The sequence below is a fragment of the Hoyosella altamirensis genome (assembly GCF_014191505.1).
In the GTDB taxonomy this organism is placed as follows: domain Bacteria; phylum Actinomycetota; class Actinomycetes; order Mycobacteriales; family Mycobacteriaceae; genus Hoyosella; species Hoyosella altamirensis.
The window spans coordinates 201,346-216,728 of record NZ_JACHWS010000004.1; the positions used below are offsets into that span (position 1 = coordinate 201,346).

At 63.4% G+C, this 15,383-nt stretch carries 4 protein-coding genes; 3 read left to right on the forward strand and 1 reads right to left on the reverse strand.

What is annotated here, in order from left to right:
• The first annotated feature begins 113 nt into the window (after positions 1 to 113).
• From FHU29_RS20045 to FHU29_RS20055, 3 genes are all read left to right on the forward strand, one after another.
• Positions 114 to 11,201 (forward strand): hypothetical protein, encoded by an 11,088-nt coding sequence (locus FHU29_RS20045; protein ID WP_157094855.1) that lies wholly within the window; start codon positions 114 to 116, stop codon positions 11,199 to 11,201.
• Positions 11,202 to 11,321: 120 nt separating this feature from the next.
• Positions 11,322 to 13,151, forward strand: a complete 1,830-nt coding sequence (locus FHU29_RS20050; protein WP_064438372.1) for a dynamin family protein — start codon at positions 11,322 to 11,324, stop codon at positions 13,149 to 13,151.
• Between the two features lie 7 nt (positions 13,152 to 13,158).
• Positions 13,159 to 14,637, forward strand: a complete 1,479-nt coding sequence (locus FHU29_RS20055; RefSeq protein ID WP_064438371.1) for a dynamin family protein — start codon at positions 13,159 to 13,161, stop codon at positions 14,635 to 14,637.
• Here the strand turns inward: FHU29_RS20055 and FHU29_RS20060 are convergent.
• Positions 14,634 to 15,215 carry a hypothetical protein gene (locus FHU29_RS20060; protein ID WP_064438370.1) on the reverse strand — a complete coding sequence of 194 codons (582 nt, stop codon included), beginning with the start codon at positions 15,213 to 15,215 and terminating at the stop codon, positions 14,634 to 14,636. The two genes, FHU29_RS20055 and FHU29_RS20060, sit on opposite strands and share 4 nt — an antisense overlap.
• Positions 15,216 to 15,383: the final 168 nt, after the last annotated feature.

A 15,383-nucleotide genomic window follows, 5' to 3' on the forward strand; every position in this document is an offset into this window, starting at 1 on the left:
CCCCCTAATAGTCCGATGTTGATCGAGGGGTCGCCCCCGTTGGTAGGTCCGCGAGAGCGGCGAAGAATCGCATGCGGAACCGAATTCGCAAGCGCTGTTGTCATCACGACGAAATGAGGGCCGACGAAATGTCGCTTACCGCAGGCAATCCGCTGGTCACATTGATCCTCTGGCTCCTTCGGGACGCGGATGCGAGGGATCAGTTCCTCGCTGATCCCGCGTGCTTTCTCGAGCAAAATGGGATCGCTCCGTTCTGTCGTGCTGATATCGATGCGATCGCGCCTCTGATCTGCGGGATCGGTGGCTTCGCCGGAGCGCCAAGCGCGTTGTCGGGACATCTCTGTCCCGCAGGCTGGTCGGGCGCATCCCAAGCTTTAGCGGGCGGAATAACCAAGTTGGTCAACGTGGTTAGCCCGGGGCATCTGTCCTTGGCGAAAGGCGCTCCCACGATTGTGGGGCCGAGCACCACCGGCCCCACAATCGTGGGTCCGACTACGGTGGGTCCGACAATCGTAGGTCCGACGATTGTTTCACCTGGTGGGGGCAGCGGAGCAGGAGGCGGCAACGTCGTCTTCAATCCGGTGATTGCGCCCGTTATCGCGCCGGTTATTGCGCCAGTCATAAACCCAGGTGCGCCGGGCGGCGGAGGCGGCGGAGGCACTGCCGCGCCAGTTACCAACGTCAACAACAACACGAACAACAACATCATCACCACCCCGCCCGGAGGCGGTGGTGGTGATACGACGATCATCATCAACAACCCGCCCGGCGGTGGGGGCGGGGACGTCACCGGTCCTGTGACGAACATCGGAGACATCGGGAATATCGGGAATATCGGCGACATCGGTCTGGGTGATATCAGTCTGGGCGACATTGGGCTTGGTGACATAAGCCTCGGCGATATCGGTAACCTGACCGGCCCGATCCTCACCGACATCCTGACGTCCGGTATCACTCTCTCCGAAATCCTTCCCGTCAATCTGCTCAGCGACAACGTCTTCGGCGATCTCATCAGCGCACCGTCGATCGGCGACCTCACCGACATCGGGAACTTCGTTCAGAACCTAACGAACATCGGTGTTATCGATCAGTCGCTCGCAATTGGCGACCTCATCAACAGTCTTGCCAATATCGGAGATGTCACAGGGATCGGTCCCGTCGGTGACTTCCTGCAAAACATCGCGTTCCTGAACGACCTGACCGGTATCGGTCAGGTCGGTGATTTCTTGCAGAACCTCACCGGGATCGGCTCGATCGACCCGTCACTTCTGCAGAACATCACCGGCATCGTGCAGGACATCAACCTCACAGATACGGATGTTCTCAGCAACCTGGTAAACGTTGGCGACTTCTTGTCGAACGTCTCTGGCATCGGGGACGTCACAAATATCGGACAGGTCCTCCAGAATTTCGCCAACTTCGGTGATCTGACGAATGTCGGGCAGGTCGGAGACATTCTGTCGAACCTCGTCAATGTCGGCGACCCATCCTCCGTGATCGGGGACATTCTCACCAACGCTGGTGACCTCAGCGGGATCGGCGAGATCGGCAATATTCTGTCTGGTCTCTCCCAGATCGGCGACATCAGCAATATCGCGAATGTCGCCGACGTTCTTCAGCAGTTCACCCAGATCGGGGACCTTAGCGTCTTCAACTCTGTGCTCGACGGGCTGACTGGGGTATTCGACCCCACCGTCACCTTCAACGACCTCGTCGATGTTCTCTCGAACATCGGCGACATCAACACCTTGAACGCGACGCTCACGGACGTCCTGAACGATTTCACGGGCATCGGCCAGATCGGCGACGTTCTGTCTAACCTGACCTCAACGTTCGAGCCGACAGCGCTCAGCGAGATAAGCGAGGTCTTGACGAACATCGCAAATGGCGCGTCGCTCGAGGGGATCGGTGACGTGCTCTCGAACAACGCCGGGCAATTGGGTCCAATCACGTCCGTGATCGGGGATCTCGCAGGCATCAACGATGTCACCGGGATCGGTGCGATCAGTGACGTACTGTCGAACCTCGCTGTCCTCAACGACAACGTCGGCATCGAAGCCTTGAGCAACGCGCTACAGAATTTCGCGAACATTGGTGACCCCGTCCTCGTCGCGGACTTCCTGAACGCCGTGATCGATTCGGACACGATCGGTATAGGTCAGATCGGTGACGTACTCACTAACAATGGCGACCTCGGCAATATCGCGGCGTTCCTGCAGGACGTTGCTCAAATCGGCGATATCGCGGGTGCCGCGGAGCTCCTGAATAACGTAGGCAACATCGGCGACGTGCTCACGGCTTTCGGGAACATTGAGAACCTCAATGCCATCGGTGACGTTCTCAGCAATATAGGAAACGGATCAGGAGTGGGTGAACTCCTCGCCGGAGACGTCACAGCGATCAACCAGATTGGGGAGATCCTTACGAATGTCGCGAGCGGCAATGAGCTCACGGATGTTCTTTCCAACATTGCGCTGATCAACGACCCCACCGTGATCAGCCAGGTCGGTGAACTCCTGAGCGGCAACCAGCTCGGCGATATCACCGGTATCGCAGGCGACTTCGGCAACGTATCTGACGTCGTCACAAATCTCCTATCAGACAACCAGCTTGGTGATTTCGCTGGTCAAATCGGTGATGTTCTTTCCGGAAATGAGGTTGGCGACGTGATTTCAGGTATCGCGGGAGGAAACCAGGTGGGTGACGTGCTTTCAGGCATCACCGCACTGAACGACGCGGCAGCAGTCGGGCAGGTCGGCGACATTCTCTCCAACTTCGCCCAGGTCACCGACAACACCGTGATCACGCAGATCGGTGAAGCTCTGTCGGGGAACCAGTTCGGGGATGTCCTGTCGAATCTCGCACAGTTCAACCCGGTCGTCCTCGGTCAGGTTGGAGATGTGCTTTCTGGCTTCACCGCGTTCAGCGATCCCGCCGTGATTGGTCAAGTGGGAGACATCTTGTCGGGCAACGTCGGAGCTATCGGCCAGGTTGGCGATGTCCTCTCGAATCTTGCCTCGACTGGTGACATCGCAAGCATCGGCGCGATTGGTGACGCCCTGCAGAACTTTGCGAACCTGTCTGATACTTCTCTGCTATCTGACCTGATCAGTGCCGGTGACTTCACTGCCGTCGGACCTCTTTTCGAGAATCTCGCGCAGTTGGGCGACGTCAACAACCTGAGCGTCATCGGTGACATTCTGTCCGGAAACGTCGCACAGGGCGGGGACGTCCTCAACAACATCGCAAACGCCGATGGCGTCACACAGTTCGGTGACGTGCTTTCCGGAATCGGCAGCGGGAACCTTGCCCAGATTGGCGACGTACTGAGCGGCAACGTTGCGCAGCTCAGCGACTTCAGTGATTTCGCGCAGGTAGGTGACATTCTCTCCAGTCTGGGCGCGCTCAATGACCCTGTGCTGATCGGCCAGTTCGGTGACATCCTTTCCGGCCTGGCATCCAACAACCCAGTCGTCATCTCCGACGTTGCTGAAATTTTGTCGGGTAACGCAGCTCAGTTCGGTCCGATCACGACGTTCCTTGGTGACATCGCGAGCATCTCCGACTCGACGATTCTCGGGCAAGTCGGTGAAGTTCTATCGGGTTTCGGCAACATGGAAAACCTCAGCGGTATCGGTGATCTCCTTTCTGGAAACAATGGCGATATCCTTTCGGACCTTGTCGGTATCGGTGACGGCAACGGCAACGGCATCGGTCAGGTTGGGGATGTGCTGTCCAACCTGGCGACCGTGAGCGACAACCTCAACGTCGGTGCGCTCGGAGCCGCACTGCAGGACATCGCATCGATCGGCGACCCTTCCGCAGTGTTTGGTGACATCCTTTCGGGCGATGTGCTTTCCAACATCTCCAATTTCGGTGATCTCGGGCTCGTGGAACTCAACCAGGTGGGTGCGTTCTTCCAGGACATCGCCCAGGTGGGGGATCTGACGGCCGTTGGCCAAGTCTTCGACAGCCTGGTCAGCCTCGGTGACGTCGCGAACGTAGGCGAGATCGGCGACGTTCTGAGCGGATTCGGGCAGTTCAATGATGTGCTGTCGAACATTATCGGTGGAAATGAGTTCGGTGACGTTTCAGGAATCGGTGATGTCACCGACGTCCTCTCCGACCTCGGCGGTGTGCTCTCAGGCAATCAGCTCACCGATGTTCTCTCGAATATCGCTCAGCTCGGAGATATTACCGACAACACCGTCGTGGGCGAGGTCGGCGACGTACTGTCGAACTTCGCCCAAATCACTGACCCCGCGATCATCAACGACTTCAGCGAAGCGCTTTCTGGTCTCGGATCTGGGAATCAGCTCGGCGATCTTCTCGGTGGCAACCAGTTCGGGGACGTTCTGTCCGGCCTCGCCCAGATCGGTGACCCCACCGCGATTGGGCAGCTTGGCGATGTTCTGATTGGTATCGGAAACATCGAAAACCTTGGGCAGTTCGCAGATGTGCTGAATGGTGATCTGTTCTCCGGCAATGTCGGTGAGATCGGCGATGTCCTTTCGCAACTCGCGACCCTCGGTGACACCGCCAACCTCACTGCAATCGGCAACACCCTGCAGGATTTCGCCAACATCACCGATCCGTCTGTGCTGAGCGACATCCTCAACCCATCCAGCGATATTGGAGACGTACTCTCCGGATTCACGACAGGCGACTTCGGTCAGCTCACGGCCTTTTTCAGCGATCTCGCAGACATCGGTGACATCAACGCGATCGGTGATGTGCTGAGCAACGTCGCACAGCTCAGCGATATCGCGAACGGGAACGCGTTTACAGACGTCCTCGGTGGAATTGCCGGTGGTAACGAGATTGGGGACGTGGTCAGCGGCATTGCCAACGGCGACAACGGCGTCGGTCAGATTGGCGATGTCGCGGCCATTTCTCTCGCTCAGATCAGCGACGTTCTGAACGGCAATCAGTTCGGTGACGTTCTCTCCGGGGACTTCGGGCAGATCGGTGATGTGCTATCCGGCAATGCAAACCCAGTGACGGAGATCCTTCCCGGCGACTTCTCGGACATCGGTCAGATCAACGACGTACTAAACGATTTGTCTGCGCTGAACCCCGCAGTGGTTGGCCAGGTAGGCGACGTGCTCTCGGGCTTTGGAAACATCACGGATCCCACGTTTATTGGTCAGTTCGGAAATGTACTGAACGATCTCGTGGACGCGGGCAACGAGAATCAGTTGGCGGCCCTTCTCTCAGATCTGATCGAGGTCGGTGACGTGACGAACATCGGTCAGTTCTCCGACATCCTGAATGACCTGTCAGCTCTCAACCCGTCGGATATCGGTCAAGTCGGGGATGTACTCACTGGCCTGTCGGGAATTGACGCGGGTGATGTTTCCGGCATCGGTGACGTTCTATCGGGCAATGCGGGCCAGTTTGGTGATGTCCTTTCGAGCCTGGTCGCGCTGAGCGACACGGTGGACATCGGGGACCTCGGCGGCGCGCTGCAAGATTTCGCGAACATTAGCGACTCCACCGTTCTGTCCGACCTGTTCAACGGTCTCGCCGGCGGGGACCCCTCCGCTGCCATAGGCGACGTGCTATCAGGAATCTCAGCTGGTGATATCGGCTCGATCACCGCCTTCTTCGATGACCTGGCTCAAATCGGTGACTTCGGCGACGTCTCCGCTGTATTCGACAACATCTCGGTGCTGAGTGACATTCTTTCCGGCAACGATATCGCTGGAACGATCAGCGACATCGCCAGCGGCAACGCGGTGTTCGGTCAGGTCGGTGACTTCCTTAACGGCGTCGGAACCATCTCCGACCCGACGGTGATCGGAGAGATCGGTGACGTTCTTTCCGGGTTGAGCGCTATTGGTGATCCAACGATCATTGGCCAGTTTGGCGACGTGCTGTCAGGCATCGCTTCCGGCAACCAGATCAGCGACATACTTAGCGGTGACTTCGGCCAACTCGGCCCGATCAGTTCAGTGATCGGTGATCTCACAGGAGTCTCCGATCCGACGGTGATCGGTCAGGTAGGTGACGTTCTCTCGGACCTCGTGGACGCGGGAGACATTACGAACATCGGGCAGGTCGGGGACCTGTTATCCGGCAATGCAGGGGAGATCGGCGATGTGCTGTCGAATCTTGCGGCGCTGAGCGACACCGTCGACGTCGGCAACCTGGGAGCGACGCTCCAGGACTTCGCGAATATCAGTGATCCGTCGGTGCTCAACGACGTAATCGACAGCGTGATCAACGTGAGCGGTGACCCGTCTGTAGTAATCGGAGACGTACTCTCCGGACTCTCTGCCGGTGACATCGGATCGCTCACCGCGTTCTTCGAGGATCTAGCCCAGGTCGGTGACTTCGGGAATGTCTCAGCCGTGATCGAAAACCTCGCCACTCTTGGCGACTTCGGCAACATCGGGCAGATCGGCGATTTCATCGCAAACATTGGCGAGATACCCGGTCTTGGTGATCTTCCGGGACTTGGCGATCTGCCCGGACTGGGTGATCTTCCCGGTCTTTCAGACGTGCTCGACCCCAGCTTGATTGGTGATCTCACAGGAGGTATTGGTGCAGTGGAATTCGTAGGTGATATCTCCGGCAGCTTCAGCGGTGCAGCTGAAGCTGCCGCAGGGGTTGCTGGGGCGGCAGCTGGTGCGGCTGAAGGAGCCGCTGCCGCCGCTGGAGCTGTGACAGGTGCGGCCGCTGCAGTCGGTGAAGCGGGTGGCACGCTGTCGGGCGCGTTCGATGGAGCCGCTGGCGCGGCAGCTCAGGCAGCAGGCGCCCTGTCCGGTGGCGCTACTGCACTCGGAGATGCCTCGGGCAGCCTTGGCGGTGCGTTCGCGGGTGGTGCTGAGGCGCTGGCAGGGGCTGCGGGTGGCGCTGCGGGAGCCGTGAGTGGTGCGGCCGGCGCAGCCGCTGGAGCCGCGGGTGCGCTCGCTGGCACGGCGGGCGCAGCTAGTGAGGTCGCAGGCAATCTCGGAGGTGCTTTCGCAGGTGGAGCTGAGGCTGTAGGAGGCGCCGCTGGAGCACTGGCAGGGTCAGCGGGTGCGGTCAGTGACGCCACGGGTGCGGTAGCAGGCAGTGCTGGCGCAGCCGGGCAAACCGCAGGAACAGTTGCAGGTGCTGCCGCTGCAGCCGCGGGCGGCGCTGCTGCCGCTGCAGCCGGTCTGGCAGCAGTCGCTGCGGGGGGTGCGGAGGCAATTGGAGGATTCACAGGTATGGGTGAGGCACTTGCGGGCGCAGCCGGTGATCTGGCTGGTTCCGCTGGTGCTGTCGGCGGAGTGACGGGAGCGCTCGCTGGTTCAGCGGGTGCGCTTGGTGAAGCAGCAGGTGCGGCGGGTGCCGCGATGCAGGGCGGCGCTACGGCAGCGGGCGATGTCGCAGGTGCCTTAGCGGGTTCTGCTGGCGCAGTCGGTGACGTGGCCGGCACTGCTGCCGCGGGACTCGCCGGTGGTGCGGGTGCTGTGGGCGACGTCACGGGCAGCCTTGCCGGATCAGCAGGTGCACTCGGGGAAGCTGCAGGTGCAGCGTCCGGGGCTCTCGCTGGTGGAGCGGAGGCCCTCGGCAGCGCCGCAGGTGCATTCAGCGGGGCACTGGAGAGCGGTGCTGATGCCGCCGCCGGTGCCGCGGGTGCATTCGCCGGGGCAGCAGGAGCGGCCGGAGATGTCGCCGGGGCAGTTGGTTCGGGACTTTCAGGTGGTGCCGCAGCGGCCGGTGACGTGGCGGGTGCGCTTGCAGGCAGCGCTGGTGCCTTGGGTGATGTCGCGGGAGCCTTTGGTGGTGCTGCAACTGGCGGGGCGGAGGCTGTTGGTGATGTCGCAGGCGCGCTCGCGGGTAGCGCCAGCGGGCTTGCGGGCGCGGCAGGCGGACTGACTGGTGCCGTCGAAGGTGGCGCCTCTGCGTTCGGCGACGCAGCAGGTGCCCTTGCGGGGAGCGCGGGTGCGCTTGGCGAGGTCGCCGGTGCCGCCACAGGCGCTTTCGCTGGCGGAGCGCAGGCGCTGGGCGATGCGGGTACGGCACTCGCCGGCTCGGCTGGTGCGGTCGGTGATGTCGCCGGTGCTCTCGCTGGTTCTGCTGGTGCGGTGGGTGACGTCGCTGGGACTCTTGCTAGCTCTGCGGGTGCTTTTGGAGAGGCTGCAGGAGCGGTAGGTGGTGCCTTCGCTGGTGGTGCGGATGCAGTCGGCGGTGCGGCAGGAGCCCTTGCCGGTTCGGCCGGTGCGGTGGGTGATGTTGCAGGAACGCTTGCAGGCTCAGCCGCGGCTTTCGGTGACGTTGCCGGTGCTGGAGGTGGCGCCCTCGTGGGAGGTGCGGAAGCACTCGGCGGAGTGGCTGGCGGACTGGCCGGTTCTGCGGGCGCAGTCGGTGATGTGGCCGGTGGACTGGCTGGTTCTGCGGGTGCTCTCGGTGAGGCCGCAGGCGGCTTCGCTGGTGCCTTCGAAGGTGGCGCCGCGGCACTGGGTGACGCTGCTGGTGGCCTCGCAGGTTTTGCTGGCGCTGCAGGTGAAGCAGGTGGTGCTCTCGCCGGTGCTGCGGGGGCTGCCGGTGACGTAGCGGGAGCCCTTGCAGGTTCCGCTGGAGCCGCAGGGGATGTGGCAGGTGCGCTGGCTGGTTCTGCGGGCGCCCTGGGTGAGGCCGGTGGTTCTCTCGCGGGATCGGCGGGCGCGCTCGGAGGTGCCGCTGGAGCCATCGCAGGCGCTGCAGAAGCAGGAGCTGGTATCGGGGGTGAACTCGGCGATACCGCGTTCGGCATCGGTGGTGCGCTGGCAGGCGGAGCGGATGCGGCTGCAGGTGCTGCAGGTGCGCTTTCAGGCAGCGCGGAAGCCCTGGGGTCCGCCGCAGGCGGTGCTGCGGGAGCGTTTGCTGGTGGCGCTGAGGCTGTGGGTGGTGCGGCTGGAGCGGTTGCTGGTTCGGCTGGCGCGCTGGGTGACGTTGCTGGTTCTGCTGCGGGAGCGTTTGCTGGTGGCGCTGAGGCTGTGGGCGGTGCGGCTGGTGCGCTCGCTGGGTCAGCGGGTGCCCTGGGTGGTGTCGCAGGTGGAGCTGCCGGCGCGTTCGCTGGAGGTGCTGAAGCTGTCGGTGGTGCCGCGGGAGCGCTAGCAGGTTCTGCCGGAGCGTTGGGTGACGTCGCCGGATCTGCGGCGGGGGCATTCGCTGGCGGGGCTGGCGCCCTAGGCGAGGCTGGCGCCGGACTTGCGGGATCAGCAGGCGCAGTCGGGGACGCCGCGGGTGCCGTCGCGGGCTCGGCCGGTGTGGTCGGGGACGCCGCTGGTGCCGTCGCGGGCTCGGCCGGCGCGCTGGGAGACGCAGCAGGGGCATTCTCGGGGGCACTGACGGGTGGTGCTGAGGCAATCGGTGGCGTTGCGGGTGCTGCGGCTGGTTCCGCTGGTGCGGTCGGCGAGGTCGCAGGTGCCCTCGCGGGATCAGCTGGTGCAGTGGGCGACGCCGCAGGTGCGGCGGCAGGAGCGTTTTCAGGCGGCGCTGAAGCACTCGGCGGTGCAGCCGGTGCGCTGGCTGGTTCGGCTGGCGCGGTCGGAGATGTGGCAGGAGCTCTCGCCGGGTCGGCTGGGGCACTGGGCGAGACGGCCGGTGCATTCACGGGTGCGTTCGAAGGTGGCGCCGCGGCAGTAGGTGATGCAGCGGGCGCCCTGGCCGGGTCCGCTGAGGTTCTCGGTGACACCGCTGGAGCGTTCAGTGGAGCGTTGCAGGGTGGAGCTGCAGCGGCAAGCAGCACTGCGGCAGCACTTGCAGGTAGCGCGGGTGCGCTTGGTGATGCAGCCGGGTCTGTCGGCGGCGCCCTCAGCGGCGGGGCAGATGCCCTCGCCAGCACGGCGGGTGCGGCTGCAGGATCAGCCGGCGCTCTCGGTGGACTCGCGGGAGCTTTAGGCGGTGCCTTCGGTGGTGGCGCCGCAGCATTGGGCGGCGTTGCTGGTGCCGCCGGTGCGGGACTGGAAGGCGGCGCCGGAGCCGCTGGAGGCGCAGCTGGTGCGCTCGCTAGCTCGGCCGGTGCCCTCGGGGAAACGGCTGGGACCCTCGGCGGTGCTCTCGCCGGCGGCGCGGATGCGTTCGGTGGCGCGACTGGTGCCCTCGCGGGCTCTGCGGGAGCGCTGGGTGACGCCGCGGGTGCGTTCTCTGGCGCCCTCGAAAGCGGGGCAGATGCTGCAGGAGGGCTCGCTGGCTCCGCTGGTGTCATCGGTGACGTCGCAGGAGGACTGGCAGGCAGTGCTGGCGCTCTCGGTGACGTGGCCGGTGCGGGCGGCGCCGCGCTCGCGGGTGGTGCCGGTGCCGCCGCAGCGGCTGCAGGCACCCTCGCTGGAAGTGCAGGTGCTCTCGGTGACGTGGCGGGTGCTGCGGCGGGTGGCGCCGAAGCAGTCGGGGATGTCGCCGGTGCGCTTGCGGGGACCGCGGATGCCGGCGGGGCACTCGCCGGTTCAGCCGGTGCGATCGGTGATACCGCAGGTGCCTTCACCGGCGCCTTCCAGGGCGGTGCAGACGCACTCGGTGGCGCGGCTGGCGCGCTGGCTGGCTCGGCAGGTGCTGTAGGTGACGCTGCCGGTGGGTTCGCTGGTGCGGTCGACGGTGGCGCCGGAATTATCGGTGACGCAGCGGGCGCTTTCGCTGGTACTGCGGGCGGAACGGCCGAGGCGGTAAGCGGAGTGACTGGTGCGGTTGCGGGTGGCGCGGATGCGCTCGGTGGTGCGGCAGGAGCCCTGTCCGGAAGCACCGCGTTCCTTGGGGACGCGACAGCGGGAATTGCTGGTGCTGGCGGGGGTGCGGCCGAGGCCGTCGGCGGCGCAGCAGGTGCTGTGAGCGGTGGTGCCGAAGCGCTCGGCGGCGCCGCGGGAGCGGTGTCGGGAACTCTGGATGGCGCCGCTGGGATCACTGGTGGACTCACCACTGCACCCGATTCGGTCAGTGCAACGTCGTTCACGGACGGCGCAGACGGCTTCGGCGGTGTCACTGGCGCAGTCACGGACACGGTGGGTGCGGTCACCGACTACAGCACGTACAGCGCTCCCGTAACTGAGTACAGCGCTCCGGTGCCGGATTACACGGCTCCGGTCACGGATACCGTGACGTCGGGCGCAGAGACGCTCGGCGGAACGGCCTCAGGGCTCACCAGTGGGCTAACTTCGGGTCTTTCGAGTGGCCTTACACAGACGTGGGATTCAGGCCTGACGTCGGCATTCGACGCCCCAGTCGGCGACTCCACCGACTTCCTTGGCTGACCATCTGAAATTCGGTCCAAGGGAGTGAACCGAAGCCGGCGTGCCCCTGGAGCTGTATTGCTAACCTCCGGGGGCACGCCACTCCAGCGTTTGCCCCAATGTCCCGGAAGGACGTCCTGAATGACGGCTACCGTGCAGCAGGCCAGGCCGAAAGTAGCGGATCAGGCCCACTTACTCGATCTCATCGATGCTGCTGCGAAGGCTGTGACGAGGTCCAGCCGGGACGACCTGGCGCTCAGGTTATCCAGCATCCGGGAGCGAGTGAGCGACTCGAGGCTGCGCGTAGCTGTTGTCGGCGAACTCAAACAGGGGAAGAGCCAGCTCGTCAACTCTCTGATCAATGCCGGGGCCTGCACGGTGGGAGACGACGAGGCCACGGCTGTGCCTACGCAAGTGCACTTTGCGGAAACAGCGTCTGCTGCGCTCGTTCTGGGGAGTGGTGGAGGTTCGGTCTCACGCGTTGCTGTCGATCTGGCCGACATACATCGCATCACGCCGACAACCCCGCTGGCGAAGGGGCAGCCGGTGTTGCGCCTCGAGATCGGGGTGCCATCGGGAGTCTTGCGGGAGGGCTTGATGCTGATCGACACACCGGGTGTCGGCGGGCATGGAAATCCGCATCTCGCGAGCACACTAGGTCTGCTGCAGACGTCCGACGCTGTCTTCTTCGTGACGGATGCGAGCCGCGAACTCACCGAGCCGGAGGCTGATTTCCTGCGGCAGGCTGCTGGAGTGTGTCCCGCGGCGGCGTGCATCGTCACTAAAACCGACCTGTACCCGCACTGGCGCGAAGTTGTCAGCGCAGATCGTGCGCACCTGGCAAAAGCAGAAATAGACCTACCGGTGCTTCCCGTTTCTGCTCTGCTCCGTGGTCACGCGCTCGAGCGGCGGGATGAGGCATTGAACCTGGAGTCCGGCTTCCTCGAGCTGTTCAGGTTCCTGCGTGATGACGTTGCACAGACGGTTTCAGCGACGTTGCGTCGCCTAGCGGGGTATGAAGTGAGCGCCGCGATGGAGCACTTGATCATGGGCGCGCGATCGGAGCTCGCGACACTGCGGGATCCGGCCCGTCACGCGGAGCGGCTCGCGGAACTCGAAACAGCGCGCAGCAGGGTTGAAGAACTCCATAAACGTTCCGCGTTGTGGCAGCAGACGCTGAACGACGGGGTGGGGGACCTCGTGGCGGACATCGAACACGACCTGCGCGATAGGCTGCGCCACGTTCAGCGGGCCGCAGAGGAGACAGTGGATTCGACCGATCCTGGTCCGGCGTGGGAGGAACTGGGCGAGTGGCTCCAGGACCAGGCGGCTAAGGCGGTCGGTGACAACTTCGTCTGGGCACACGAGCGGTCGCTCTGGCTAGCTGAGCAGGTGGGAGAACACTTCGCGCTCGATCACGCGGTGGACCTACCCGACCTCGAAGTCAATGATGTCGAAGGGCTGCTCGAGCCGGTCGCGGACCTCGCGGTGATCGAGTCAGGCAAGCTCGGAATCACCGACAAGGTGATGGTGGGGATGCGCGGCTCGTACGGCGGCATCTTGATGGTGGGACTCGCGACAACTCTGGTCGGGATGGCGCTGATTAACCCGTTGTCGCTGGGTGCCGGAGTGATCTTCGGTCGACGGGCCTACCGGGAAGACATGGAAAATCGTCTGCAGAAGCGCCGGGCGGACGCAAAGATGGCGATCCGTCAGTACGCCGATGATGTCGCATTCCAAACGGGCAAGGAATCGCGTGACAGGCTGCGGCATGTTCAGCGCCAGTTGCGTGATCATTTCACGGCGATCGCGGGGCAGACGCTTCGCTCACTGAACGAATCAGTGCGGACAGCTCAGGATGCTATCAATCTGTCAAAGCGTGAACGAGAGTCGCGCATCGCGGAACTCGAACGCGCACTGAATGATTTGTGTCAGCGAAAAGAATCGGCGCAGAGACTCGTGGCAAAGTAGGGACAAAATGGCAGGATGTCAGCTTTCCGATGTCCGCGAGCTCATATCGCGAGCACTGCACATTTACCGAGGCAGTCCCTCCCTGAGGGACATGCTAGGCGAGTGTGAGGAACGGACCAGGCAACCGCTCCGTATCGCTTTCTCAGGTTCCCTGAAAGCGGGCAAGTCCACCCTTTTGAACGCTCTGGTCGGTGAGGAGATCGCTCCGGCTGACGCAACGGAGTGCACGAAAGTCGTGACGTGGTACCGGCACTCCCGCGTCCCTGGCGCCACCGCGTGGCACTATGCCGACGGAACACACCGCTCGTCACCGGTCGTCCTGGACCGCAGCGGTGGCGACCTGACATTCGGTCTAGGTTCGCTCAGTGCCTCGGAGATCGACTGCATCGAAGTCGGCTGGCCGTCCGAAAGTCTCGAAACGACGATGCTGATCGACACACCGGGCACGTCCTCGTTGTCTCGGGATGTATCAGAGCGAACCCTTCGGCTGCTGACGCCCGAGCAAGGGCCGTCTGAGGCAGACGCGGTTATCTATCTTCTACGCACTCTCAACGACGCTGATCTGCGCTTTCTGCGTGAGATCGGCGACCGGCTCGGTGGCAACGCGGGACCGCTGGGAATTATCGGTGTGCTCGCGCGCGCGGATGAGGTGGGCGCCGGGCGGACCGATGCGCTTGCTTCTGCGCGCACGATCGCGGACAGATTCGCGCGCGAGCTGGAATCCACCGGTTTGTGTCAGGCGGTGGTCCCAGTTTCGGGCCTCGTCGCGCTGGCTGCCCGCACGCTGCGCGAATCGGAGTTCGCTGCGCTGAGCCAGCTCAGTCGAGAGAATCCTGCAGACCTTGACCTGGCGCTTCTATCTGCCGACCGCTTTGTCCGCTCGCCGGAGCTGTCGGTGAGCAGCGAAACCCGTTCCGCGCTTGCGCATCGCTTCGGTGTTTTCGGCATCCGGGTGGCGATCGGACTGTTACGGGAAGGAGTGGACACTGCGACGGAACTCGCGGCCGCTCTGCTCACTGAGAGTGGTGTTTCCGAGCTCACTGAGGCCATCGATGTGCACATACGCCAGCGTGCGGAGCAGCTAAAGGCGCACGCCGCGCTTGTTTCGGTGCAGGACATCCTGGCGCGCGCCCCGATGCAGGGGTCTGCCGAGCTTCTCAGTGAGGTGCAACGCTGGTTAGCCAACGACCATGACTTCGAGGAACTCCGTGTCCTGGCGCGCTTACGCGGGGTCAATTCTGGGTCGCTTGCCGCAAACGCGCGCGAGCTGCAGCGGATCCTCGGTGGCACTGGCACAGCATCGGAGGTGCGCCTCGGGGCGCCCGCAGGGTCCTCACGCGAAGCGATTCGGAAGCTGGCGCTCGATTCGGTGCAGCGATGGCGCGGCCTCGCCCAGCATCCGATGAATGATCCCTTTGCGGCGGCGGCGTACCGATCCGCGGCACGGAGTGCTGAAGGGATCCTCGAACGGACTCAGCGCGGTTAGGACCGGGGCCTGAGGCCAGCTTCGCTGACCACCAGCCATGCTGTGACGGGTTTGGTGAACATCAGCAGCACGGCTGCTGCGGTGAAAGCCACGTGTGCTGCGAGTGCGTATTTTGCCGCATCGACGCCTGTGCCGAGCTCACCGGTGAGGGCTGCGCTGAGAATGTCATACGCGAGGTAATCCGCGATGATCCCGGCAGCCGCCAGTATCGCGAGAATGGCCCGGGCGCGTGCTCTGCCCATGAGAAGGCTGCGCAGGGCCAGCAGCTGGATCAGGACTATCGCGATACCAGCGCCCCCGATGCTCAGCACAGCGATTTCGACAGCGCGGGCGACATCTGTAGGTCCTGCACTGTCGATGAGTTGCGCGGTGCGTTCCCGTTCAGAGCTCGCGGCAATCGCGAGGACATCGTCAAGGCGGAGCGTGATCAGGAGGCAAGCGGTGAGAAATCCAGCGAAGGCGAGGAACCAGAGCGTGAGTATGGCGGTGAGGCGGGCTGGTGCCGTTGGTTTTTCGCTGATGGGCGGTGGCGCTACGTCGAGTGAGGGGCGAGGGGGCGCGGACCGATTCTCAGGCACTCGACCATCATGGCAGTCGACGCTTTGCGTCGGGAACAATTTTCTAGTCTCGCGCGTTAAGCCAGATGAACATTGAGTGGCAATGACTCAACTATGGTGGTGAAAGCCACCTGGATACGTCGAGTTGAGTCGTGTACGCTCACCTTAGAGCTGTTGACAGCCTAACTA